The organism is Helicobacter pylori (assembly GCF_030323545.1).
GTDB classification, from domain to species: Bacteria; Campylobacterota; Campylobacteria; order Campylobacterales; family Helicobacteraceae; genus Helicobacter; species Helicobacter pylori_CO.
Genome location: NZ_CP122954.1, coordinates 821,031 through 845,447 on the forward strand (window position 1 = coordinate 821,031; position 24,417 = coordinate 845,447).

Below are 24,417 nucleotides of genomic sequence, written 5' to 3' on the forward strand. Positions count from 1 at the left end.
GTTACCTCCATAATAATGGTATATTCTCAATTTGTTACTATAAAACAAATCCATGTTATTATAGCAAAAAATATAAAACCATTGGTTTGGCTAGAAAAACAGGCTAAAGAATGGCTCAAATTGTAAAAGGACTTGACATGTTTAAAGATTTTTATCGCACCACCCTCTCTTTTTTAAAGCCTTTATTGCTTTTACTAGTTTTATTGTTGTCATTTTCACTTTGTATAGCTGATGAATATATTAGCATAAGTGATGATTGGGATGAAAGGGCACGAAATCAGTGGGATGAAATTGCGCGAAATCATAAGACATATTATTTTGAAAATGGTTTAGACCATTTTAATCAAGGCCAATACAAACAAGCCTTTAAAGATTTTAAATTGGCGCAAGAATACAGCATTGGGCTTGGCAGCGTTTATTTAGCCAAAATGTATTTGGAGGGAAAGGGCGTGAAAGTGGATTACAAAAAAGTGCAATTCTATGCACAAAACGCTATCAAAGGGTATGGGAGTGGCATGCTAGGGGGCACTTTAATTTTAGGACGCATGCAAGCAGAAGGCTTAGGGATGAAAAAGGATTTGAAACAAGCGCTTAAGACTTACAGGCATGTGGTTCGCATATTTTCTAATAAAAGCACAAATTATTTTGCTAACAATTTTAGATTACCAAACCTTGCGTTCACTAGTATGCTTATTGGATCGCGATTCATTGATCTTTCAAGTTTGAGCGCGAATCCTATAAAATTTGGAAAGAAATTTGGAATACTTGTTATGAAATCCACCCAAATCAAAGATAAGACACTTCTTTGGGAAGACATTGCTGAAATTTCAAGCAATATTATTTTACTCAAACAACAAATGGGGGAAATCCTTTATAGAATTGGGATCGCTTATAAAGAAGGGCTTGGCACCAGAAAACAAAAAAGTAGGGCTAAAAAATTCTTGCAAAAATCCGCAGAATTTGGCTATGAAAAAGCCATGGAAGCTCTGTAGTTTTTTTAATCAAACTTGTATCAAGCTTGACTGAATGGGTTAAAAAATCCGTTTAGACTCTCATTAAAGCAAAACCCTATTTTTCCATTATAATAGACACTTGATTGTTTTCAATCTCTATGTAGAGTTCTTTTTGAGAATTAGAGCTGTAAGAGAGCTTGTTTTGCTGGTAGGCTTTGTAATCTTGGTCAAACGCCACATAAAACAAGCGTTTGTTCTGGGAGTTGGGGTAAGGGACCACACTAATAGAAGAAAAAGCGATATTCTTTTTTTCGTTTTTTGCAAACACCCTTTTTTTATACTCTTTAAAAGCGTTGAATTTCATGCCGTCATAGCGGGTGAAATTGGGGTTATAAAAACGCATATAGCGTTCAAAATCGCCCCTAGCCCAGGCTTCTTTCCATTGAAAAAGGGAGCTTAAAATCATGCTCAATTCTTCTTTGGTGCTGGGGAAAAACTTGTCTTCATAGATGATAAGGAACGCTTTTTCGCCTTTTAATACCTTATCATAAGAGCTTAAAAGCGGGTTTTCAATCGCAATACAGCCCTTAGTGTTCAATTCATTCCGATCGCCATTTAAAGGCATTCCATGCACCCAAATGCCATGCCCGGTGCGTTTTTTCAAAGTGTCATACAAATTAGGGTAATTCGTTACAAAAGCCAAAACGCCATAATATTGATCCAAGCGCTCCAATTTCTGCGTGATACGATACACTCCAATAGGCGTAGCCAAATCGCCCTCTAAAGTTTTATCGCCCTTTTTAGAGCCTACAAGGGCTTTAGAGCTGTTGATTTTTTTAAGCATGTTGTTGTCTATTTCATAAAACTCTAAACTAGGCTTGGATTTATTGGCCACAAATAAAAACTGCTTGTTTTGATAATAGCCAAAATCCGTGTCCTTGTTTTGAAGCTCTTCTGCCCAAAAAGCTTTATCCGCTAAATAAGAATCCAACTTTTGACCCACCACTTCCAAGCCTTGCTTTTGATAAAGGTGCATGATTTCTAACAAACGATCACTAGCATTCAATCCCACAAACCCTATTAACAGAGCCGGTAATATTTTTTTCAATCCCTATTCCTTTGATGGATATAACCCAGTTTTTGCAAGCTCTTTTCTTCCTTGCTCCATGATTTTTGAGCGATCACTTGCAAGTTTAAAAAAACCTTTTTTTCGCCCACTTCTTGCATTTTCAATCTAGCACTAGTCCCGATGCGTTTGATATTCACCCCGTTTTTGCCTATCACGATTTTTTTTTGGCTTTCTTTTTCTACAATAATATACGCATACACCTTGTCTATGCGTTCTTCTTCTATAAATTTATCAATCATCACATCGCTTTCATAAGGGATTTCATCGCTCAAAAAAACAAACAAACTCTCCCTAATGATTTCCTTATAAATATCGCGCATTTTTTCATCGCTCATCAAATCCTTTTCAAAAAGCCATGCGCTAGGGCTTAAATGCTTGCTGATGCATTCTAAAAGCGCGTTTAAATTTTGAGATTTTTTCGCGCTCAAAGGCACTAGAGCTAAAAATTGCGAAGCGTATTTTTGATACTCTTGTAATTTTTGCAAAACCTGCTTATGCGTGGCGGTGTCAATCTTACTCACAGCCAAGATATGGGGTTTTTGGCACAAACTCAAAAACTCTTCATAGCCTTTTAAATCATCATGCACAGAAGCTAAAAAAACGTGCAATTCAGCATCGCCCATCGCTTTTAAAGCCTGTGAGAGCATGCATTGGTTGAGTAATTTTTCTTGATGGTGAAGCCCTGGAGTGTCTAAAAAAATGATCTGGCTCTCATACCCTTCTTTATCTTTAAAAGGCACAATGCATTTCATTAATTTTCTTGTCGCATTAGCCTTATGCGAAACGAGGGCTAAATGAGCGTTTAATAAAGTGTTTAAAAGAGTGCTTTTTCCAGCGTTTGGTTTGCCTATAAGAGCTACAAAGCCTGCCTTAGTTTTCATTATAAAATATACTTCACTAAATTTTCATCAGCCACTAAATCCTCTAGCTTTGATTGGACCAACTCTTTAGTGATAGTAACATTTTGCCCCGAATAATCCTCCGCTTCAAAACTAATGTCTTCTAGCACTTTTTCAATGGTGGTGTGCAACCTTCTAGCGCCTATATCTTCGCTTTTTTGATTGGCGTTATAAGAAAGTTTGGCTAACTCTTTGATCGCATCGTCTTCAAACGCAATTCCTACGCTCTCCACTTTTAAAAGGGCTTGGTATTGCTTGATGATAGAGTTTTTAGTTTGGGTTAAAATCATATACATGATTTCTTCGGTTAAATCCTCTAACTCCACCCTTAAAGGGAAACGCCCCTGCAATTCAGGGATCAAATCGCTCGGTTTAGAAAGATGAAAAGCCCCGGCTGCAATGAATAAAATATGCTCTGTTTTAATAGAGCCATACTTCGTATTCACCACACTCCCCTCTACAATCGGCAACAAATCCCTTTGAACCCCCTCTTTACTAGGATCTTGACGGCCTCCTTCTTTAGAGCTTACAGCGATCTTATCAATTTCATCAATAAAAATCACCCCTGAACTTTCCGCGCGCTTCAAACCCTCCATTTTAATGGCTTCGCCATCTAAAAGCGTGTCGCTAATTTCTGCCTTTAGGGCTTCTTTAGCCTCTTTAACGCTTAAAGTTTTTTTGACTTTATCATGTTCTTTATGGAAAACCTTAATCAAGTTTTCTTGAACCCTTAAAATTTCAGGTGGCACATTAGAATCAATCTCTATGCTTTTTTTACGCACTTCAATTTCAATTTCTCGGCTATCCAACTCGCCTTGCGCGATTCTTTGTTGCATTTTTAAAAGGCTGTTAGCGTATTCTTGTTTTTTTTCTTCGCTCACGCCACTAGGCAAGGGGGGTAGGAGTTTTTTAGCGATTTTTTCTATAACCGCTTCTTCAATCTTATCTTTTAATTTTTCTTTATGCTCATTTTCCACTAAAAGCACGCTGTTATTGACTAAATCCCTCACCATAGACTCCACATCGCGCCCCACAAAACCCACTTCTGTGTATTTGCTCGCTTCCACTTTCACAAAGGGGAGTTCCATGATTTTTGCTATTCTTCTTGCGATTTCAGTTTTACCCACGCCAGTAGAGCCAATCATCAAAATGTTTTTAGGCGTGATTTCTTCTTGTAAGGATTTTTCCAGTTGTAAACGCCTGTAACGATTCCTAAAAGCGATAGCGATAGACTTTTTAGCTTCCTTTTGCCCAATAATATATTCATCTAAATAAGCGACAATTTCTCGTGGGGTCATATTCAATTTAGACATTAAAGCTCCAAAATTTTAATATTCGTGTTGGTGTAAATGCAAAGATCCCCTGCGATTTTTAAGGACTCTTCTACAAGTTTTCTGGGCTCTAAATGAGCGAAATTATCTAAAGCCCTAGCCGCGCTTAAAGCGTAATTCCCCCCACTCCCAATAGCAGCGATCTTATTGTCTTCAGCCTCTAAAACATCGCCCGTGCCGCTCAAAATGAAAATGTGATCCAAATTTAAAACGATCATCATCGCTTCCAGTCGGCGTAAATACTTATCTTTGCGCCATTCTTTGCTGAAATCCACCACGCTTTTAAACAAATCCCCTTTTTTGCTCTCTAAAATGCGTTCAAACATATCAAACAAACTAAAAGCGTCCGCAGTGCTCCCGGCAAATCCGCTTAAAACCTGGTTGTGGTACAAGCTTCTGATTTTTGTCGCATTGGCTTTGACCACGCAATTACCCAAAGTTACCTGCCCATCGCCTCCAATGAGCGCGAACTTCTTGCCCCCCATCTCCCCTCTATAGCCTAGAATCGTCGTCGCTTCAAACATTTTCTACTCAGCCACCACATCAATTTTAAACACGCCCACAACCCCAAATCCGAGCTTGACTTCAATCTCATAAATCCCTGTGCTTTTAATCGGGTGTTTGAGCTCAATGTCTTTTTTATCTAAATCCAAATTCGCATGCTGTTCTTTCAAACGCTCCGTGATTTCTTCCTTAGTGATCGCTCCAAATAAAGAGCCGTTCGCACCGACTTTTTTATGGATAGTCAGCGTGATGGTTTGTAAGGTTTCTACCATTTGCAATTTTTGCACCTTTTCTAGGGCTTCTTTTTCAGCTTTCTTTTTAACTTCGGCTTTGTATTTGTTGATCACTTCGTTAGTGGCGAGTTTGGCTTTTTGGTTAGCGATTAGAAAGTTATTCCCATAGCCATCCTTAACCTCACACACTTCACCCGCTTTGCCTAAATTTTTCACATCTTCTAGTAATAGAACCTTCATTACATCCCCTTTAAGTTTTAAGTAGTTTGTAATTATACTCTTTATTTTAATAAGTTGGGTTTTTATTGCCTGTTCCTACCACCCATCTGTTTTTCTAAAGCCTGTTTGATCAACCCCAAACAATAAGGGATATCCTCTTTTGTTTTTAGTTTGACTTCTATGTTTCCAACGCATGAATGACCGATATTGGAAACATCTCTAATCTTTAGTTTTTCCTTTATTTCACCTTGCAACTCAGAAAATTCAATTTTTAACATCAATGTTAATTCATCTTTTGAGGGAACAATGCTCGTAAAAATGGTGTCAAACTTATAAGTTATATATGCTTTCGTAAAGCTTTCGGCGATCTTTTCATCAAAAGCTTTAATCTTTTCTCTTAAAATATCAAACAATTCCCTTGAATGAGAGCTAAACTTATAAGAGCTTAAATCATAAGCCTTTTTTCTCTTTTTCCTTTCTGTTTATATTTCTCTAATGTTTCTGCATCTAGATTGTGGTAAGTCCAAATCTTTAAAGCCCAATCCGCTAAATCATTAGCTCTTTTTTCAATCTCTTTTTCGCCAAAAGATTCTAAATCCCTCAAACCCTGATTGAGTCTCAACGGGCTTTGTTTGAAGCCCTTCTCCATATCTCTTTTTTCTTGGAAAGATTTGTTACTATACTCTTTGTTATAACCGGTTAGAGTGAGATTGCCTATTGTGTGGAGGTATTTATCATGTATTGCTTGAAAATTTTCACCAAGATCCCTTTTCCATTCTAAGTTAAGGGTTTTAGGCATGATGTGTTCTATAGTGCATTCCTTAGTATTGACCGGCTCTTTTGTGTCAAAATTTTCTAACCTTTCAAAAAAGTATTCCTTTTTTCCAAACTTATAAAAATTTATCGTAATAAAAAGCTTTTTAAACTCATCATTGTTTGGGAATCTTTGTTTTTCTGTCAGATAGCCAAAATGCGCTTTTAGGCTTTTAAAATATTCATCTTTTTGGATGTGCTTTGTAAAAGAGAGAAAGACTTTATTGAGACTATTTGTGCCAAGCCCGCACACCGCCCTTCTGCAAATATAGCTCTCTGTTAAATAGATAGTAGGGATAAAATCAGCCTTGGATAAAACCCCATCGCTATAATCGCTATAAAGCTCTAGTAATAGCGGATAGATCACATCCATCTCTAAATCCACCAAAAAACTTAAAGCCTTGTTTAAATCTTTATCGGCTTCTTTTTTGAATGCAATCTGGCAAAAATACCCGCAATATTTTTGCAAATCTTTTAGTAAATCCTCTATTTCTATCCTCTCTTTTTGCTGATAATCCTTGAAAGCTTCATAAACTCTTTTCTCATTGGGAATTTTTCCTATTTTGATCGTGAGATAGTGCCTGACAAATTTACTAAACAAATCCTCTCTCTTACTCTGTTTCTTACTCTGTTTCTCACTCTGTTTAAAATCTTCCTCCATAGCCCTCCAATATTGATTATAAAAATCTTCCCGTTTTCCAACCTCTGTTTCCATTATGATATAGTTTCTGAGCAAATCCGCTTGCGTGAGTTCGATACCTTTTGAGTTCATGCTCTCAAAAATAAGTTGAGGATCATCTTTTCCTTTTTCTAAAGCAATCCAAACTATCATGAGTTTTTTTAATCCTTTAAAAATCGTTTCTAGTTTGTCGGTGTTTTTACGGATCCATTCTTCAAATAATTCAAAATTTTCCATTATTTTTAACGAAGGCTCGCTCGGTTTTCTTCTGTCTTTATCAATCAAAGATAGCAGGGTATCTTTATCAGACTCTGAGAGGATGAGTCTGAATTTCTTATCGCCGTCCTTATCGCTATTGATAAGATAGTGATCCTCTATTTCTTTACGCTCAACTTCATCGTTTAAATGATCCCTCAAAGCGATGAGTAAAATCGTGATAGTGGTGAGCCTTTGTTGGCCATCAATAATGAGTAATGTATTGTTAGAGTGTGTAATATTATCTAGCACATACAAAATAGAACCGATAAAATGCCCATCCATCTTATCATTTCCACCAATTTTTATAATATCATCCCATAATTGCTTGCATTGCTCCTTTTCCCAACTATACAATCTCTGATAGATGGGAATGACCAATTGATTCTTTTGATTTTCTTTAATAAAATTTAATAGTGTGGTTGCCTTTGCTTCCATAATAACACTCCTTGATTTAGCGGATTTTACCGCATGCATCTTAATAAAACTTGATACAGATTTTACTTTTTTTACCCCATAAATGCTATAATCACCCCTATCAATCAAACTCAATTCATAACAATTAAAGGTGGTTAATGGTAGTAAGAACTCAAAATAGTGAAAGCAAGATCAAAGAGTTTTTTGAATTTTGCAAAGAAAATGAAGTGGAATTTGTGGATTTTAGATTCAGCGATATTAAAGGCACTTGGAATCATATCGCTTATTCTTTTGGGGCTTTAACGCATGGCATGTTTAAAGAGGGGATTCCTTTTGATGCGAGTTCTTTTAAGGGATGGCAAGGCATTGAACACTCTGATATGATTTTGACCCCCGATTTGGTGCGTTATTTCATTGACCCTTTTAGCGCGGATGTGAGCGTGGTCGTGTTTTGCGATGTGTATGATGTGTATAAAAACCAACCTTATGAGAAATGCCCTAGAAGTATCGCTAAAAAAGCCTTACAACATTTAAAAGATTCAGGTTTGGGCGATGTGGCTTATTTTGGCGCGGAGAATGAATTTTTTATCTTTGATTCCATTAAAATTAAAGACGCTTCTAACTCACAATACTACGAAGTGGATAGCGAAGAGGGCGAATGGAATAGAGATAAGAGCTTTGAAAATGGCGTGAATTTTGGCCATAGACCGGGCAAGCAAGGGGGCTATATGCCTGTGCCGCCAACGGATACGATGATGGATATTCGCACTGAAATTGTGAAAGTCTTAAACCAAGTGGGGTTAGAAACTTTTGTCGTCCATCATGAAGTCGCGCAAGCGCAAGGCGAAGTGGGCGTGAAATTTGGGGATTTAGTGGAAGCCGCTGACAATGTCCAAAAACTCAAATACGTGGTTAAAATGGTCGCCCATTTAAACGGCAAAACCGCCACTTTCATGCCAAAACCTTTATACGGGGATAACGGGAGCGGGATGCACACCCATGTAAGTATTTGGAAAAACAACGAAAACCTTTTTAGCGGCGAAACTTACAAGGGCTTGAGTGAGTTGGCGTTGCATTTTTTAGGGGGAGTGTTGCACCACGCTAGAGGGTTAGCCGCTTTCACTAACGCTTCCACTAATTCTTACAAACGCTTAATTCCAGGCTATGAAGCCCCATCTATTTTGACTTATTCGGCTAATAACAGGAGCGCGAGCGTGCGCATCCCTTATGGGATTTCTAAAAACAGCGCGAGGTTTGAATTCAGATTCCCGGATAGCTCATCAAACCCCTACTTGGCTTTTGCAGCGATTTTAATGGCAGGTATGGATGGCGTTAAAAACAAGATTGATCCCGGCGAAGCGATGGATATTAACCTTTTCAAATTGACTTTAGATGAAATCAGAGAAAAGGGTATCAAACAAATGCCCCACACTTTAAGGCGATCGTTAGAAGAAATGCTAGCCGATAAGCAGTATTTAAAAGATAGTCAAGTCTTTAGCGAAGAATTTATTCAAGCCTATCAGTCTCTTAAATTCAACGCTGAAGTGTTCCCATGGGAGAGCAAACCCCATCCTTTTGAATTTATCACCACTTATTCATGCTAAAACAATGAGCGGGTCAATAATCCCATTTTAAAAATTTAGAATAAGGCAAAAATGCCTTGTTCTTAAAAAAAGTGGTTGGAAAAATTTATTTTCTTTGCTTTTTAAATAAGTCTTACTTAACGCTCTTTAATCTTTAAAAAGGGGTTTTTAACTTTATTGTTTATGTAAAACCCATTTTTTAAGTGGATAGAGAGCGTTTGAAACAACACCCCTAAAACCCCAACTAAACCCAGTGTCGGTTTAGTCAGTGTGGTAATGGCTATCAAAGTCTTTGAGCGTGTAACGTGCTTCTTTCTCTACAAACAAGCGTCTTTAACACAAGCAACACGCAAAGCGTCAAAATAAGTCCCAACGCTAGCGCAACCGCCGAGTAAAGACGCTCCAATAAACACGCTATTTCTAATGGTTTTCATTTTATATCCTTTTGTTCTAAAATTTTTTAATAACTCAAATACTTTAATCATGCGTTTATGATAGTTAAGATTTATCATTAAACAAAAAGTAAATAAAACTCAAAACAACTGAAATAACGCCCTAAATCCAAAAACAGAAACGCTACCCTTTGTAATCTTAGATAATTTTTGCTATAATAAAGCCCTAACTGAAATTGTTCGTTTTATTTTAGTTAGGCTCCTTGAATTGAAATTATAGATGGGTTTTACCACACTAGCCTTGTGTTATTAATCACACAAGGCAAGATTAATCCTTACAAAATAAACTCTTCCAATACAGCAAAGAATTAAAACATTCAACCAAACATCTCGTTGATTTCATATTTTTTAGCGGCTTTATCCTTAAGCCATAGAGCCACTTCTAAAGCCCCTTTAGCAAAAATAGATCGGTTAGTCGCCGTATGGCTAAGCTCTATGTATTCGCCCTCTAAATAAAACCCTATCGTGTGCTTCCCGGCAACATCGCCCCCCCTTAAAGCGGCTATGCCAATGCTTTCTTTAGAGCGCAAACCTTCTCTGTGAGTGGTAAGGGCGTTTTTTTCATCATACCCCCTAGCCTTAGCGCAAGTTTCATACAAACTCAACGCAGTGCCGCTCGGCGCGTCTTTTTTGAGATTGTGGTGCGTTTCTACAATTTCAATATCCGCATCTTTTAATTTCAAAGAAGCTAAAAAGGCTAATTGATTGAGCATCGTAATCCCTAAAGACATGTTGTGCGCATGCAAAAGCGGCGCTTTTAAGGCTAATTGTTGCATTTTTTCTAGCGTTTCTTTTTCCAAACCGGTCGTGCCAGAAACTAAAATTTTAGGGCATTCTAAAAGAGCCTCTAGCAAATTATCCACGCCTTTAGGTAAAGAAAAATCAATCACGCATTCGCATGCCCTCACAAACGCTTTTAAATCATTGGTTACTAAAGGGGCGCACGAAAAAGAACTGAAATCCGTTTCGCATTTTTGCCTGACAAACACGCTAGATAGCTCTAATCCCTTATACCCCCCTTTTAATTCTTCTAAAAGCAGTTTCCCTATACGACCGCTCGCTCCATAAACACCGATTTTCATGCGCTTTCCTTGCTTTTAACCTTACAACCCCATTTTAAAAGGGTTTAAAATATTATTAGGATCAAGGGCTTTTTTAATATTCCTAAAAAGCTCCATTTCACTCTGATTGAACGCTAAAGGCATGAATTTGGCTTTAGACAAGCCTATGCCATGCTCCCCACTTAAAGTCCCCTCCAAACTAATAGCGGCCTGAAAAATCTCTTCCATAGCCTTATGCCCTTTTTCTAAATCCCTTTTAGGATCTTCTAGCATGATATTCACATGCACATTGCCATCGCCCGTATGCCCAAAGCAAGGGATTTTAAAGCCGTATTTTTGGCTTATTTTAGCGACTTCTTGCAACAAACTCGGCAAACTCGCCCTAGGAACGGTCACATCTTCATTCAATTTCTTTTTACCATAAACGCTAATACTTTGGGAAGCATTACGCCTTGAAAACCACAGATCTTGTTCTTCTTGTTCGTTTTGAGCGATCTTAAAACCCACGCACCCATTGGCTTTGAAATGCTTTTCTATTTCATTGAGTTGCCATGCAATCTGCTCTTTAACCACGCCATCCACTTGAGTGATGAGTATCGCTCCAGCGTCTTTGGGTAAGCCTTTAGAAAATCGTTCTTCAACCGCCTTGATGCTCAAATTATCCAAAAATTCCATCGCCACAGGCGTAACGCCGCTGCTCATTGTCTTATAAACGGCGTTCATGGCGTCTTCAATATGGTTAAAAACGCCCATCGCGCTTTGTTTTAGGGGCGGTTTGGCTAAAAGCTTTAAAGTGATTTCAGAAATCACGCCCAAACACCCCTCACTAGCGATCATCAGCCCTGCAACATTAAAGCCTGCGACATCTTTGATCGTTTTTTTGCCTGCCCTTATGATTTCACCATTCGCTAAAACCACCCTTAAAGCCATGACATAATCTTTCGTAATGCCGTATTTAGCCGCACGCATGCCACCGGCGTTTTCAGCGACATTCCCCCCTAAAGTGCTTTGATTTTCACTCGCTGGATCTGGGGGGTAGAAGAGATTCAATTTTTCCACTTCGTTTTGGAAATGCTTGTTAATCACGCCCGGCTCGACTCTAGCGATTAAATTTTTAGTGTCAATCTCTAAAATCTTATCCAAGTGCTTTTCCACGCTTAAAACTAGCCCCCCGCTCACGCTCAACGCCCCCCCTGTAAAACCGCTCCCAGCCCCCCTAGGCACAACGATGATACGATGCTCGTTGCAATATTTTAAAATCTGGCTGATTTCTTGCTCGTTTTTAGGGAAAATCACACCGCTAGGCAAATGCCTTTCTTTGGTAGCGTCATAGCAATAAGCGTTCAAATGCGCTAAATCAGTGAAAAAATCCTCTCCCCCTACTAGGTTTTTAAAATATTGGATGTGTTGCTTCTCTAACATGCTATTTTTTACCCGCTTCTAGTGCCTTTCTTCGCTCTTCAAGCTCTTTTTCATCTCTTTCTTGATGCTCTTTCGCTCTTTGTTCAAATTCTCTCGCTCTTTGTTCGGCTTTGGCTTTTTTCTTTTCTTCTTTCAAGCGGCGTTTTTCTTCTTTAGAATTTGGTTTTTTCTCTTCTTTAGAAGCGTTGTTCTCTTTAGGAGCGTTTTTGTTTTCGCCTTGTTGGGTGGCGTTATTTTCATTACTTGGCTCTTTAATGGCTCCTTGCTTGGTTTCTCGCTCATTTTCTTTGGCATTGACTTTTTCATTGCCTTTATCCATTTCTAAAGCTTTTCTTCTTCCTTCAGTCTCTTGTTCATCCCTTTCATCATGCTCTTTTTCTCTTTCTTCAAATTCCGTAGCCTTTTTGGTGGCTTTGGCTTTTTTCCTTTCATCTCTTAAATAGCGCCTTTCTTCTTTAACATCAAGTTTGCGCTCTGCTTTTTGGTAGTTTTTCTCTTCTAAAGTAGGAGCGTTTTCTGTGCCTTGATTGGCTTTTTTAGGCTCTTTAATGGCTTCTTGATTGATTTCTCGTTTAATTTCTCTAGCATCAACCTTTTCTTCTCTCTTTTTAATCCTTACTTCTTTGCGTTTTTCTTTTTTCACTAAAGCGTCATAGTAAGCGAAGTAATTTTTAGATTGACTGCCTGAAAAAAGTTTCCCTAGCGTGCCTGCATCAATGCCCTCAACCCTAGAAAAAAACGGCGTAGAAGTTTTAGTAACACCGCTTGTATCCAGCTCTCTTTTTTCTAAAATTTCAAAACTCTCACAGCTTAAAATATTGAGCGTGTTGGTGGTTACAATATAAACCACCCCCACGCTATAAACATTGCACGCTTTTCTTAAATTAGCGATTTTTGGGTCAAACCCGTTCAAAAAAGTCACCAACAAATCAGAACTAATAAAATTAATATCGGTATTAGTCGCTCTGATTTGCTCATAGATTTCATCATTAGGAGCGATTAAAAACGCTTGGTTGTTGAATTGCCTAAAATAGACCAAATCGCCCTTTCTAGCGACCATTCTTGGAGTGGGCAAATGGGTTTGTTTCATTGACTCAAACGCTCTGAATTTAGCCGTTGCGACGCCATTTTCAACGGCAATAATGACCACTTCAGAATTAACGATTTCATAATCTGAAAGTTTAGTAACGACAAAACCAAACTCCCCCACTTGCAAATCATGAGCAGGAAAACGAATGATTTTTTTAGGCAAATCCACAAATTCTATACTCACTCTTAAGGGTTCTTGCCAAGAGGCTGATTGCAAGCTTATAAAACTCATTAAAAGAAGTCCCATCAAAAGCCTTAACATACAATTCCTTTTAAACATTTTTAAACTTTTTTAAATGCCACAAAATGGCTAAAGACAATCCGGTGGTTTTAGCGTATTGAAAATCCATTATAAAATCAAGAGCTTTTGATCGCTCTAAAAACAGCACTTCAATCTTTTCGGTATCAATCCCCCCACCCTTTGAAACCCTCAAATTCTTATGCACTTCAGCGTAATAGAGCGTTTGCAAACTCCCGCTCAACCCAGTCGCACTATAAAATTGGCCTATTGTTTCTAAATTTTTAGGGCTGATCTGATAACCGCATTCTTCTAGCGCTTCTTCGCAAGCGATTTCTTCTAAAGTCTTATGAGCCTTATCCACAAGCCCTGCACACAATTCATAAGTGTATCCGTCAATATTTTGATCCTGATCGCGCTTAAAATGAAAATGGCGCGCATAAATGGCTGGGCGGAATTGTTTCACAATCACAAAACAATCGGATTCTTTTTCATAGAGTAAAACCGCCACGCTGTCTAAAGACTTAATAATATCCCATGTTTTCTTAGTATTCTCTTCATTATAATGCATGCGTTTTAATTCTATGAAATTAGAGCTAGAACAAGGCTCTAAATACACACTAGAATCATCTATTAAAGATTTTTGATTGAAAGCATTTTTAAAATAAGACATTAAAACCCCTCTAAAAGATAAAATGAATTTTTTTCAAAAGAATGGGTTTTCAAAAGTTCTTCTAATTTTTGCTTAGAATGCTGAGCTTTTTCTAAAAAAACCTCTCTTTGCTTGCCGTGTAATTTGCTTTTAGCGGTGCGGATATAGCCTAAAGGATTAATGGGGCGGGAGTTTTTATACACGCCAAAATGCAAATGCGGCCCGGTGCTAAAACCCGTGCTTCCCACTCTTCCTATGATTTGCCCTTTTCTAACGAATGATCCTTTTTTTAACCCCTTAGCAAACGCGCTCATGTGGGCATACACCAAACGCAATTCATTCAAATGGATTTCAACCACACTCCCATACCCCACCTTAACCCCTATAAAACCCACACGACCATCTGAAGCAGAATGGATCAAACTGCCATGTTTAGCCGCATAATCCACGCCGTAATGAGGCCGTCTGACTTTTAAGACAGGATGGAACCTCCCATACGAAAAAGGCGAAGAAATGCGGGTGTATTTCACCGGGGTTTCTAATAAAAACCCTGCCACTTCTTGCGCCTTTGAATCGTAATAGCGCCCGTTTGAATGGGAAAAAAGATAGTATTGGTTAGAGTGAGAGCTGACCATCGCCATTTTGATAGTCGGTTGGCCAAACGCTTGCCCCACGCGATAATCTCTTGTATAAACGATAGCGATTTTATCGTTTTTTGCTAGGCGTTTAAAAGGCACGCTTTTTTTATACGCGTTTATCAATTGGTTGGCTAAAAGGGGGTCATTGGTGGCTTTGATAATATCTTGATAGGGCGAAGTTTGTAAAGAAAGAAGCAAAGTTTTTTCTTTACGAGTGAAAATAATAGGGATAAAGTCTAAAAAATAATCCTCCCCTTTTTTGTAAATATGGATTTGCAAATCCTGGCTTATAGGGATAAGGGCTTGAATGAGCGTGTTGTTAGCATCTCTTAAGGTATAGTAGGTAACATTGCTTTGGATTTCAGCGCTCAATTCTTTATCTTGAGAGCTCAGGTTGTAGTAGAGTTTTTGGGGGATATGGTTTTTTTCTAAAAACCCTAACAGCGTGAGCTTATCCCACACAAGCCTTTCACCCACCAATAAAGTTTGCTTTTTAGCCATTTCATCGGCTTTTAAAAGAACCCCATGGGATAAAAAAGCAACCATTAAAGAATAGATAAAATTTAAAATAATTTTCTTATGAAAAAATACCATGCAGTCGTTTAATGCCTTCAATTGAATCTGTATTTTATTAGTATAACATAAGCCATTAAAGAAAAACGATACAAGTTTAAAGCCTAGCCTTGTTTTTATAGCTTTATGAAGCGCGTTTTATTGGTGCATGGTGGTTTCTCATAAATGGTTTTATCTCGCCTTATAGCGTTGGGTATTCCTTTTTAATCAATCCATATCATTGTTAATTTTGAAGTATTTTTTCTAAAATCTTTAACACATCGTCATGGTGCGCTTGGCTTAAAAGTCCAAAAATTTTAAGCATTTTTAAAAACATGGGAGCGTTGGTTTTATGGATAATCAAAAGAGCATGTTCTTTGAGTGTAGCCGTTCTGTTTAATAAGGGGGTAGCGGTTTTTAATTCCAAAATAGAAAAGCAAAAATACAGCATGGCTTGGGTTTTAGAGCCATATTGTTGTTCTCTAATAACAATCTCACTCAACTGATTATCATTAAAAGAATGAATGAGTAAAGGATAAGAAATGCGTGAAAGTTCAAAATCCATGCCACCAAATTGATGCGATCTAAATCTTTCTCTTGTAATCATAAAATTATCTTCTATAAATTGTTTTTGTTTTTCTAAATATTTTAAAGTATTTTCTAAATTTTCTAAACTGATTAACCCTAATTGCTTAGCGTAATAAATCATTTCGCTCAATTCATAAAGAGTTTTTACTTTATTATTAGCCCCTAAAAAATAATATTTTTCATCTTTTAAAGCAGTGAGTTCAAATTTTTCTTTATCTTTAATGGGGACATCATAACCGATTTGCCACTCTACATAATGTTTTAAACTGAAAGGGATTTTTCTAGTCGCTGTTGAAATACCATAATCGCTAAAGGCATGCCTGATTTTCACACGCACTTTGCCTGAAATTGAAGTTAAAGGAATAGAAACCTCAATTACTTTTTTACTATCATCAATCCTAATCAAACTCACAAGGGTGTCCTTGAAACAATTTTTTAAAATATTCTAAACGCACTCTTTTATCTTTTAAAAAAGCGTCTTTAATTTTTAAAAAAGCAAAATGATCGATAATAATATCTAAATTACCAAAATAATAAGGGATTTTAGGAGCGATTTCCTTAAAATAATGGATATATTGGTAATAAATCAATTTATCTTGACTGATTCGCACCGCATTTTCGCTTGGTGCGTTTAAAAAAGTTTTGTTGCGTTTGAGAGCGTTAATATCTCGCATGGGGAAAAAATAGCCCACGCATTCACTGACTCTTTGAGCGTTAGGGTATTTATCCACATAATTGGCTATATAATCAAAATCGTTTAAACATAGCGTTGTGTCATAATCCGTTTGGAAAACAAAACGCCTAATATCTGCATAGTCCATTCGCCCTTGCTCATATAGGGCTATCACGATAGGAAACTCGTTACTTTTAGTGAAATGTTTGGAAGAAACAACCAAAGCGTCTAAAAGCCTGTAATGATCCTTAAATAGCTTTAATTGCTTAAAATTAGCTTCTTTGATGAGGTAAGATAAAGGGTGTAACACGCAAATAAACGCCGGCTTTAAAATTGCAAAAGATTTTAAAAAACTTATCCCTAAATCCCTAGATTTCAAATCGTTGTCTATCTCAAAAATGAAATCTTTATTTTTAATATCTTGTTTGATAAAAGAAGTTCTATCGTTATAGGGGGGATTTCCCACGACGATTAAAGGCTCATCTTGGCTAATGCCATAATTTTCTCTTTTAGGATTGGCTAAAGCGTTTATCATTAAAGCACCACACTTAGGGTCAATATCCGCTCCTATTTTTTTAGGGTGGTGGAGTTTTAAAAACTCTTTATTGCCACATGCGGTGTCTAAAAGCGTGTAGTTTTCAATACCAACATGCTTTTTTAAAAGCTTGTAAGCGCAATCCACTAAATAAGGGGGCGTGTAGTAAGCCCCTAAATTCACGCTCTCTCGCTGATTTAAATGTTTAGGGGTTCTAATCAAGATCCCTTACACATCTAGCTGCTTTACATCTTTAGCATGCGCTTGGATAAAGGCTCTTCTAGGCTCTACTTCATCGCCCATGCAAAGCGAAAAGACTGCATCGGTTTTTTCTAAATCTTCAATTTTAAGTTTGATTAAGCTGCGGTTTTCTTTATGCATGGTCGTTTCCCATAAATCATTAGGGTTCATCTCGCCTAGCCCCTTATAGCGCTGGATATTCGCTCCCTTTTTAGCGTGATTTTCCACTTCTTCTAAGAACGCCAAAATATCCTTATTTTCCAAGAAATCTAAATTATACTCCATAAGCTTTTGATAAGTGTAATTCGCTTCTTCAAACAACACTTCTTTAAAGAGGTTGTCATCTAGGTTAAATTCCACCAAGCCTTTAGGGGTTTGCGCATGCAAATTTAAGCTTTCTTCAGTAGCAAAAGAGCGTAAGATCTGATAATTCAAGCCCTCTAATTTTTCTAAAATGCTTTTTTCTAAAACTTTCATATCAAGGCTTAAAGCGTCCTTAGTTTCAATCAAAAAGCGTAAAATTTCTAGCAAATTGTAGCGTTTTTCTAATTCCAAAAGCGCGTAGCGGTAATGGCGCGCCACTTTTAACAAACCCATCAAATCGTTCTTGCCAATCCCTTCAATATCCACCGAATTGATGCCATGCTCAATTAAAAAATGATCCAAAGCGACGCCGTCTTTAAGATAAATTTCTGTCTTGCCTTTCTTGTATTTGTAAAGAGGGGCTTGAGCGATATAAACATGCCCTTGTTCAATCAGCGGGCGTAAATAACGATAGAAAAAAGTCATCAGCAAGGTTTGGATATGGCTCCCATCCACATCAGCATCGGTCATGATAATGATTTTATGATAGCGCAATCTTTCTATATCAAAACTCTCTTGAATGCCGCACCCAAAAGCCGTGATCATGTTTTTAATTTCTTCTGATTTCAGGATTTTTGACAAATGGCTTTTTTCCACATTTAAAATCTTACCTTTTAATGGCAAGATCGCTTGGAAAGCCCTATCGCGCCCTTGTTTAGCGCTCCCGCCCGCGCTATCGCCCTCCACTAAAAAGATTTCACTCTCTAAGGGGTCTTTACTCTGGCAATCGGCTAATTTTCCAGGCAAAGTGCCGACACTCAAATTATCTTTTTTCCTTGTAAGCTCTCTGGCTTTCTTGCTGGCTTCTCTGGCTTTTGCGGCTAGTAGGGCTTTATTGGCAATGATTTTGGCTTCGTTAGGGTTTTCTTCTAAAAATTGATGGATCTTATCATAGACTAATTTTGAAACCAACGCGCGCGCATACGAACTGCCGAGTTTGGATTTAGTCTGCCCCTCAAATAAAGGCTCACTCATTTTCAAGCTCACAACCGCAATCAACCCCTCTTTAATGTCTTCAGAAATGGGGCGTGACTCTTTAGTTTTAATGTTATTGTCAATATATTGTAAAATCGCTTTAGACAAGCCCATTTTAAAGCCCGCCTCATGCGTGCCACCCTCAGAAGTTTTAATGTTATTCACAAAGCTTAAAGTGTTTTCGTTGTAATCATCAGCATACGCTAGAGCGACTTCTATAGAAGTGCGCGTTTCTTCATCCATGCTTTTAAACGAAATAATGGGGGTGAGCAACTCTTTTTTAGCGCTGTCTTTAACGAATTGTTTCAAGCCGTCTTCATAGAAATAAGTCTCTTGCAGTTGGGTTTTTTCTTCTTTGAAAGAAATTTTTAAGCCGTCGTTAAGATACGCCATCTCTTTGAAGCGTTTTTGCAAAATACCCGCTTGAAATTCAACGACTTCCATCACGCTTTCATCAGGGAAAAATTCAATAGTCGTGCCGCTTTCTTTAATGCTTTTGGTTTTGCCAATGATTTCAAGCTCGCTAATGGGGATACCCTTTTGAAACTCTTGGCGATAGATTTGACCCTCTTTTTTAATGGTCATAATCAAGCGTTTGCTTAAAGCGTTCACAACCGAAACGCCCACGCCATGCAAACCGCCTGAAACTTTATAAGTATCGTTATCAAACTTGCCCCCCGCATGCAAAATCGTTAAAACCACGGTGCAAGCGGGGATTTTTTCCGTGGGGTGAATATCTACAGGAATGCCTCGCCCGTTATCTTCTACAATGCATGAACCCTCACCAGTCAAAGTGATATTAATCGTATCGCAAAAACCCGCCATGCTCTCATCTACAGCGTTATCCACGACTTCATACACCATGTGGTGCAACCCACCCACATTGGTATCGCCAATATACATTCCAGGGCGTTTCCTAACCCCCTCTAAGCCTTTTAAAACCTTGATACTATGGCTCTGGTAACTTTGCATTCAAATCAGCCTTTATAGTGTGATTGGCATCATCAAAGTGGAGATTTTAGCGTTCAAGTGGCTTTGCTTTTCATCAAGAGGCTCTTGGATTAAAAAAGGCGAAGAAGGCTCATTGCATTTTAAAACAAATTGCGTTGTCCCTAAAGCGTTTAAGGCTTCAAGGAAAAATTTCGCGTTCACGCCCAAATGAAAGGCTTTTTCAATATCCAAACCTTTTTCAATCTCAACAGAGGTTTTAGCCGTTTCGCTATGTTCAGAATCCAAAGATTCAAACAAAGCGTTGTTTTTTTCTAAAGTGAGTTTAATGGTGGAGCTTAAAGAACTGCATAACTTAATGCTCTCTTTAAATTCTTCCTTGCCTAATGTGAAAGAAGAAGTGTATTCTTTAGGGAGGATTTTTTGATAATCGGGGTAATTCCCATCAATGAGCTTGGTGAAAAAAGTGTGCGTTTCGTTTTCAATTACCGCTAACATGCCATCGCTTTTAAAACTGAAATTTTCATAAAAAAGCTTAAGGATTTCTAATAAAGCTCTTTTAGGTAAAATACAAGAGATGTCTTCTTCGGTGGAATGGATAGAGATTTTTTCTAACTGCGTGTAAGAGAGCCGTTTGGTATCCGTGCCTACTACTGAAAGGGTTTGATGTTTTTGATCAAATTGCATTAAAATACCGGCTAATTCCCTTTTATAGCTGGTTTGCTCAATCACAGGAGCGATCTTTTTAAACGCATCTGTTAAAAAGGGGGCATTGACTTCCAAACTCACTTTGGGATCAATAACAGGGAATTCAGGGAACTCATCAGCGTCAAACATGGGGAGTTTGAAAGAGCTTTTATTTTGTTTGATCACCAAGCTGTCATCTTTAGTTTCTAAAATAATATTAGAGTCTTTTAAACATGAGATAATATCCAAAAACTTTTTCCCGTTGATCGTGCCTACGCCCTCTTTATCGCTAGATTGCGTAAAAATATAGCTTTTTAGCCCAATATCTGAATCGCTGGCTTTTAAAAAAAGCTTTTCTTTAATGACTTCTAAATGGATGTGTGAAGCGATAGAAGAAGCGTCCTTTTTATCCAAAAAAGCTTGCAAGTAGCGCAAAGTATTTTCTAAATCGTTTTTACTAACACTGATTTTCATAGCCGAATAATCCCCTTGAATTTTTGGTCTTAATTATAGCATAAAAGAACGCTTTTTTAAGGGTTTAAGCGTATTCCTACCCCTATACGATTGGAAAAAACATCGTATTCATACAAGCCATCGCCATAGCCGTTAAACCACTGCGCATAAATCCCCACAAAAGGGTTAATACGGTAGGTATAGCCTAAGCGGAAAGCTCCATGCCAGCGATCATAACGCCAGTATTGCGTGAAAATATCATAAAGTTGCAATTCAAAATGGTGGCGCCCTCTCCTGTAATCAATTTTAGCGTTACCATACCCCATGTAATCAATCAAATTAGGGTTGGATTGATCATAAGGGACATAGGGCCAATAAGCGACCATGATTTTTAGGCCTCCCTTTTCCCACACCAAACGAAACACAGGGCGTTGCCCCGCGCTCACCGAACGACACCCCCCCCAGCGCACATCTTTTTGCCCGTTATAATCTTTAACGATTACAGGTCCTCCTGGGAATTGGTTTTCAGGATTACCTTCTTTATTAAAAGGCTGATAACATTGCGCGCCTCCCACGCCATTAGAAATGTGTTGCCAACCTATCCAAATCTCAGAAAAATTCCCTATTTTACCCCCAAAAGGTTTGAAATTGATAGGATAAACATAAATGAGTTCAGGCATGAAATTGATCATTCGCATGGGAGCGGATTGGGGGTTATTGTAAATTTGAAACCAGTTAGTTTGGGTATAAGCCAGATAAAGCGTGCCTTTAGTCCAAAGAATATGCCTAAACACAGGCACTCTAAAACTGATTTGGAACTTAAACTCATTGCGTTGATAGGGGTTGATATTGGGGTGGTACCATTGAAAAATGGGGGTGAAACTATGATAAAAAGGCAAAAAATAAGTGCCTAGATAATCCATCATGTTTAAATATTTTTTAGCAAAATCCACCCAAGAATGTTCTTTGGGGGCTTTTTGTGGAGGGAGATACCAGGCATTGGACAAATCGTTTTGCGTTTTAATGATGTGCAAATCCTGTTTGCGCAAATAGTAGTTATAATCCACCTTAAAATTATCTTGTGAAAATTTTTTGCCTTCTAACTGACAAACTACAAAAATCATAAAGAGCAAAATGCTTTTCATCAAGCATCCTTATTTCACTTAAATTGCAAGATGAAAATCGCTAAAATCACTACAGGCGCGATAAAACGAATGCTAAAATGCCACGCTTTAAAAGCGTTTGCGTTAAAGAAATGCTTCGTGGCTAAAAAAGAGCGCTTTTTATTTAAAATCCATCCTACAAACAAGACTGAAAACAAGCCTCCCAAAGGCATTAAAAATGAAGAAGTAATGAAATCCAGCCACCCAAACACGCTCTTATGAGCAAAACTCAAAAACTTAGCGTATCGTTCATTCATAGAAAGAATGACTAAAACGCCTAAAACATACACAACAATCCCTATCCATAGCGACGCTTGAGTGCGCGAAAAATTAAAACGATTGATCAGATAAAGCGCTAAAGGCTCTATCAAAGAAACCGTAGAAGTGATCCCAGCAAAAACAAGTGCCATAAAGAAAAAAAGCGAGACAATCTGCCCGCTTATCCCCATTTTAGCGAAAGTCAAAGGTAAGGAAATAAAAACAAGCCCTGGCCCTTGAGACACATCTGCATGGTATTCAAACACAAAGGTAAAAATCATCACCCCGGCAATGAGAGAGATTAAAATACCCGGTAATACAATAAATAGAGAGCTTTTGAATAGGTTTTCTCTTTTGGGCGTAAAAGCTGAATAAGTAATGATCGTGCCTACCCCCAAACTCAAAGAAAAGAACATCTGCCCTAAAGCGTCCATAACAACCTTAAAATCAATCTTTTGAATCTCAAAATTAAACAAAAAGTGCAAAGCTTTAGGCATGCTTTCTAAAGTCATCGCATAGATTAAAAGCCCTATGAAAATCACAAACAATAAGGGCATCAGCACGACATTTAATTTTTCAATCCCTTCTTCAATCCCCCTAGAAACAAACCATATTGTCGGCAATAAGCATGCACTAAAGCCAATAACAGGCCAAATTAAACTGCCATTTTGGAGCATGCCAAATTGCATTTTGGCTTGCTCTAAATCTTTAGGCAAATCAAAAGTTACTACAAAAAGATAGTAAAGCACCCAACCTAACACCACCGCATAAAAGGATAAAATGAGAGGGCCGCCTAAAATAAAAAAAGAAGTGAAAGGGTAGTATTTTTTCCTTTTAGGATCTAGTATTTGATAATTAGAAACAACATCTTTTTTACCCAAATTCCCAATCAGCATTTCTACTAAAAGCATAGCAATGCCTAAACTCAAGGTTAGCACCAGATATAAAAGCACAAACGCGCTCCCCCCATTATGACCTACCATATAAGGAAAGCGCCAAATATGCCCTAAACCGATAGAGCTACCCAAAGTGGCTAAAATAAAGCCTAATTTAGAAAATTTTCCCATGCTAAATATTTTAATAAATCTTGCTCAACCAAATAGAAAACACAATTAAAGGGGTGATGTATTTAAGCAAGAAATACCAAGTTGCAAACAATTTAGGGCCTAAAAAGTGCGTGCTTAAAAGACGCAATTTTTCTTTTTTCAAAACCCAGCCCATAAAAATAAAGGTTGCCATCCCGCCTAAAGGCATGATAATGGTGCTTGATGCAAAATCCAACCAATCAAAAAGACTTTTTTCAAAGAAAGTGAGATAGTCTTTATAATCCTTATGGAGCGAAAAAATCAACACCACGCCTACGATAAAAATTAGCGCTACAAGACCCCAAGTAACCTTAAAACGAGAGTATTGATACCTTTCGGTAAGATACATCACGCTTGGCTCTAATAAAGCCACCGTAGAAGTGATGCCAGCAAAAGCGAGTGCGAGCAAGAAAAGAACTGAAACAAGAATGCCTATCGCTCCCATTTGGCCAAAAACTACCGGTAAAGAAGTGAAGATTAACCCTGTGCCTTGTGAGACATTCGCCCCATATTCAAACACAAAAGTGAAAATCATAAGCCCTGCCACAAGAGAAATTAAAATCCCTGATAAAACCACCCAAATAGTGCTTTTAAGCAAATTCTGCGTTTTATCCGTAACCGCAGCATAAGTGATATTGATCCCTAAACCGATGCTTAAAGAAAAGAAAACCTGCCCCAAGGAATAAGTGAACACTTGAGAAGTCAAATCTTTTGGTTTGAAATCAAACATGAAATGGAAAGCTTTAGAAAAAGAATCCATGCTCATCGCATAGAAAAGTAAACCAAAAAAAGTGGCAAAGAGTAAGGGCATTAAGACTAGATTGAGTTTTTCAATCCCTTCTTTAATCCCCCTAGAAACAATCCATCCGGTTATGAATAAAACGCTAAAAAGCCCTATGGATTGTAGCCCTATAGACTGCAAAGTTTGAGTAAAAATTTGTTCAGATTCTTGGATATTGTTAGGCAAATTAAAACTAACACTCACCAAATAATAAAGCACCCAGCCTAAAATCGTGCCGTAAAAAGTCAGTATTAATGGCCCAGAAATAAGCAAAAGCCCTGCGTATTTCCAGCGTTTTTTAGGGTTAAGGTCAAGCTCTTTAAAAGCTTCTGTTACATTTTTTTGCGTGCTTTGTCCTAATAGCATTTCAGCGATAAACATCGCCGCGCCAACGCTTAAAGATAAAAATAAAAACAATAAAACAAAAGCACCCCCACCACTCACCCCAGTCATATAGGGGAAACGCCAAATATGCCCTAAACCTATCGCGCTCCCTAATGCCGCTAAAACAAATCCTAATTTAGAAAAATGATTACCCATTTTTAAACT

20 protein-coding genes and 1 pseudogene are annotated in these 24,417 nt (G+C 37.9%); 2 read left to right on the forward strand and 19 right to left on the reverse strand.

Annotated elements, in window-relative coordinates; all coding sequences use genetic code 11:
- Nucleotides 1-137: 137 nt before the first annotated feature.
- Nucleotides 138-992: an SEL1-like repeat protein gene (locus tag QAP06_RS03895; RefSeq protein ID WP_286464869.1), complete on the forward strand. Its 855-nt coding sequence runs from the start codon at nucleotides 138-140 to the stop codon at nucleotides 990-992.
- A 76-nt stretch (nucleotides 993-1,068) separates the two neighbouring features.
- Here QAP06_RS03895 and csd6 read toward each other — a convergent pair whose 3' ends face one another.
- The 6 genes and pseudogenes from csd6 to QAP06_RS03925 all read right to left on the reverse strand — a co-directional run bounded on the left by csd6 (nucleotide 1,069) and on the right by QAP06_RS03925 (nucleotide 7,453).
- Nucleotides 1,069-2,061 (reverse strand): cell shape-determining L,D-carboxypeptidase Csd6, encoded by a 993-nt coding sequence (gene csd6, locus QAP06_RS03900; protein ID WP_286464871.1) that lies wholly within the window; start codon nucleotides 2,059-2,061, stop codon nucleotides 1,069-1,071.
- Nucleotides 2,058-2,963 carry a GTPase Era gene (gene era, locus QAP06_RS03905; protein WP_286464873.1) on the reverse strand — a complete coding sequence of 302 codons (906 nt, stop codon included), beginning with the start codon at nucleotides 2,961-2,963 and terminating at the stop codon, nucleotides 2,058-2,060. The genes csd6 and era overlap by 4 nt, the downstream gene beginning before the upstream one ends.
- Nucleotides 2,963-4,294 carry an ATP-dependent protease ATPase subunit HslU gene (gene hslU, locus QAP06_RS03910; RefSeq protein ID WP_286464875.1) on the reverse strand — a complete coding sequence of 444 codons (1,332 nt, stop codon included), beginning with the start codon at nucleotides 4,292-4,294 and terminating at the stop codon, nucleotides 2,963-2,965. The genes era and hslU overlap by 1 nt, the downstream gene beginning before the upstream one ends.
- Nucleotides 4,294-4,836, reverse strand: coding sequence for an ATP-dependent protease subunit HslV (gene hslV, locus QAP06_RS03915; protein ID WP_000461053.1), 543 nt, complete (start codon nucleotides 4,834-4,836; stop codon nucleotides 4,294-4,296). Before hslV ends, hslU begins: the two co-directional genes overlap by 1 nt.
- 3 nt (nucleotides 4,837-4,839) lie before the next feature.
- On the reverse strand, nucleotides 4,840-5,289 hold the full coding sequence (gene rplI / locus QAP06_RS03920; RefSeq protein ID WP_286464876.1) for a 50S ribosomal protein L9: 450 nt from the start codon (nucleotides 5,287-5,289) through the stop codon (nucleotides 4,840-4,842).
- 62 nt (nucleotides 5,290-5,351) lie between these two features.
- Nucleotides 5,352-7,453 (reverse strand): annotated as a pseudogene (locus tag QAP06_RS03925) (GmrSD restriction endonuclease domain-containing protein).
- A gap of 137 nt (nucleotides 7,454-7,590) precedes the next feature.
- Here QAP06_RS03925 and glnA point away from each other — a divergent pair.
- The gene (gene glnA, locus QAP06_RS03930; RefSeq protein ID WP_286464877.1) at nucleotides 7,591-9,036 is read left to right on the forward strand and encodes a type I glutamate--ammonia ligase; all 1,446 of its coding nucleotides are present in this window, start codon (nucleotides 7,591-7,593) and stop codon (nucleotides 9,034-9,036) included.
- A 296-nt stretch (nucleotides 9,037-9,332) separates the two neighbouring features.
- On the opposite strand, the gene QAP06_RS03940 is transcribed toward glnA, so the two are convergent.
- From QAP06_RS03940 to QAP06_RS04000, 13 genes are all read right to left on the reverse strand, one after another.
- Complete coding sequence (locus QAP06_RS03940; RefSeq protein WP_000849526.1) at nucleotides 9,333-9,449, reverse strand: hypothetical protein; 117 nt, start codon at nucleotides 9,447-9,449, stop codon at nucleotides 9,333-9,335.
- 335 nt (nucleotides 9,450-9,784) lie between these two features.
- Entirely contained in the window at nucleotides 9,785-10,549 is a 765-nt protein-coding gene (gene dapB / locus QAP06_RS03945) for a 4-hydroxy-tetrahydrodipicolinate reductase (RefSeq protein WP_286464880.1), read from the reverse strand.
- A 21-nt stretch (nucleotides 10,550-10,570) separates the two neighbouring features.
- Nucleotides 10,571-11,950: a glycolate oxidase subunit GlcD gene (gene glcD, locus QAP06_RS03950; RefSeq protein ID WP_286464882.1), complete on the reverse strand. Its 1,380-nt coding sequence runs from the start codon at nucleotides 11,948-11,950 to the stop codon at nucleotides 10,571-10,573.
- A gap of 1 nt (nucleotide 11,951) precedes the next feature.
- Nucleotides 11,952-13,301 (reverse strand): plasminogen-binding protein PgbA, encoded by a 1,350-nt coding sequence (pgbA, locus tag QAP06_RS03955; RefSeq protein ID WP_286464884.1) that lies wholly within the window; start codon nucleotides 13,299-13,301, stop codon nucleotides 11,952-11,954.
- Nucleotides 13,302-13,311: 10 nt separating this feature from the next.
- The gene (locus QAP06_RS03960) at nucleotides 13,312-13,950 is read right to left on the reverse strand and encodes an NUDIX hydrolase (RefSeq protein WP_286464886.1); all 639 of its coding nucleotides are present in this window, start codon (nucleotides 13,948-13,950) and stop codon (nucleotides 13,312-13,314) included.
- A complete protein-coding gene (gene csd3, locus QAP06_RS03965) occupies nucleotides 13,950-15,161 on the reverse strand; it encodes a peptidoglycan DD-metalloendopeptidase Csd3 (protein WP_286464889.1) in 1,212 nt (403 codons plus the stop codon). The genes QAP06_RS03960 and csd3 overlap by 1 nt, the downstream gene beginning before the upstream one ends.
- Nucleotides 15,162-15,363: 202 nt before the next feature.
- Nucleotides 15,364-16,119, reverse strand: a complete 756-nt coding sequence (locus QAP06_RS03970; RefSeq protein ID WP_286464891.1) for a R.Pab1 family restriction endonuclease — start codon at nucleotides 16,117-16,119, stop codon at nucleotides 15,364-15,366.
- Nucleotides 16,106-17,098: an adenine methyltransferase gene (locus QAP06_RS03975; protein WP_286467476.1), complete on the reverse strand. Its 993-nt coding sequence runs from the start codon at nucleotides 17,096-17,098 to the stop codon at nucleotides 16,106-16,108. The genes QAP06_RS03970 and QAP06_RS03975 overlap by 14 nt, the downstream gene beginning before the upstream one ends.
- Nucleotides 17,099-17,143: 45 nt before the next feature.
- Complete coding sequence (gene gyrB / locus QAP06_RS03980; protein WP_286464893.1) at nucleotides 17,144-19,465, reverse strand: DNA topoisomerase (ATP-hydrolyzing) subunit B; 2,322 nt, start codon at nucleotides 19,463-19,465, stop codon at nucleotides 17,144-17,146.
- 12 nt (nucleotides 19,466-19,477) lie between these two features.
- Nucleotides 19,478-20,602 (reverse strand): DNA polymerase III subunit beta, encoded by a 1,125-nt coding sequence (dnaN, locus tag QAP06_RS03985; protein ID WP_286464896.1) that lies wholly within the window; start codon nucleotides 20,600-20,602, stop codon nucleotides 19,478-19,480.
- 56 nt (nucleotides 20,603-20,658) lie between these two features.
- Nucleotides 20,659-21,726 (reverse strand): phospholipase A, encoded by a 1,068-nt coding sequence (locus QAP06_RS03990; protein WP_187888399.1) that lies wholly within the window; start codon nucleotides 21,724-21,726, stop codon nucleotides 20,659-20,661.
- A gap of 14 nt (nucleotides 21,727-21,740) precedes the next feature.
- Nucleotides 21,741-23,069 carry a sodium-dependent transporter gene (locus QAP06_RS03995; RefSeq protein WP_286464902.1) on the reverse strand — a complete coding sequence of 443 codons (1,329 nt, stop codon included), beginning with the start codon at nucleotides 23,067-23,069 and terminating at the stop codon, nucleotides 21,741-21,743.
- Nucleotides 23,070-23,079: 10 nt separating this feature from the next.
- A complete protein-coding gene (locus QAP06_RS04000; RefSeq protein WP_286464903.1) occupies nucleotides 23,080-24,408 on the reverse strand; it encodes a sodium-dependent transporter in 1,329 nt (442 codons plus the stop codon).
- Nucleotides 24,409-24,417: the final 9 nt, after the last annotated feature.

Excerpts from the sequence above, each read along its gene's own strand:
- QAP06_RS03895 (WP_286464869.1), top strand. The coding sequence starts at position 138 with ATGTTTAAAGATTTTTATCGCACCACCCTCTCTTTTTTAAAGCCTTTA.
- era (WP_286464873.1), bottom strand. The coding sequence starts at position 2,963 with ATGAAAACTAAGGCAGGCTTTGTAGCTCTTATAGGCAAACCAAACGCT.
- hslU (WP_286464875.1), bottom strand. The coding sequence starts at position 4,294 with ATGTCTAAATTGAATATGACCCCACGAGAAATTGTCGCTTATTTAGAT.
- hslV (WP_000461053.1), bottom strand. The coding sequence starts at position 4,836 with ATGTTTGAAGCGACGACGATTCTAGGCTATAGAGGGGAGATGGGGGGC.
- rplI (WP_286464876.1), bottom strand. The coding sequence starts at position 5,289 with ATGAAGGTTCTATTACTAGAAGATGTGAAAAATTTAGGCAAAGCGGGT.
- glnA (WP_286464877.1), top strand. The coding sequence starts at position 7,591 with ATGGTAGTAAGAACTCAAAATAGTGAAAGCAAGATCAAAGAGTTTTTT.
- QAP06_RS03940 (WP_000849526.1), bottom strand. The coding sequence starts at position 9,449 with ATGAAAACCATTAGAAATAGCGTGTTTATTGGAGCGTCTTTACTCGGC.
- dapB (WP_286464880.1), bottom strand. The coding sequence starts at position 10,549 with ATGAAAATCGGTGTTTATGGAGCGAGCGGTCGTATAGGGAAACTGCTT.
- glcD (WP_286464882.1), bottom strand. The coding sequence starts at position 11,950 with ATGTTAGAGAAGCAACACATCCAATATTTTAAAAACCTAGTAGGGGGA.
- pgbA (WP_286464884.1), bottom strand. The coding sequence starts at position 13,301 with ATGTTAAGGCTTTTGATGGGACTTCTTTTAATGAGTTTTATAAGCTTG.
- QAP06_RS03960 (WP_286464886.1), bottom strand. The coding sequence starts at position 13,950 with ATGTCTTATTTTAAAAATGCTTTCAATCAAAAATCTTTAATAGATGAT.
- csd3 (WP_286464889.1), bottom strand. The coding sequence starts at position 15,161 with ATGGTATTTTTTCATAAGAAAATTATTTTAAATTTTATCTATTCTTTA.
- gyrB (WP_286464893.1), bottom strand. The coding sequence starts at position 19,465 with ATGCAAAGTTACCAGAGCCATAGTATCAAGGTTTTAAAAGGCTTAGAG.
- dnaN (WP_286464896.1), bottom strand. The coding sequence starts at position 20,602 with ATGAAAATCAGTGTTAGTAAAAACGATTTAGAAAATACTTTGCGCTAC.
- QAP06_RS03990 (WP_187888399.1), bottom strand. The coding sequence starts at position 21,726 with ATGAAAAGCATTTTGCTCTTTATGATTTTTGTAGTTTGTCAGTTAGAA.
- QAP06_RS03995 (WP_286464902.1), bottom strand. The coding sequence starts at position 23,069 with ATGGGAAAATTTTCTAAATTAGGCTTTATTTTAGCCACTTTGGGTAGC.
- QAP06_RS04000 (WP_286464903.1), bottom strand. The coding sequence starts at position 24,408 with ATGGGTAATCATTTTTCTAAATTAGGATTTGTTTTAGCGGCATTAGGG.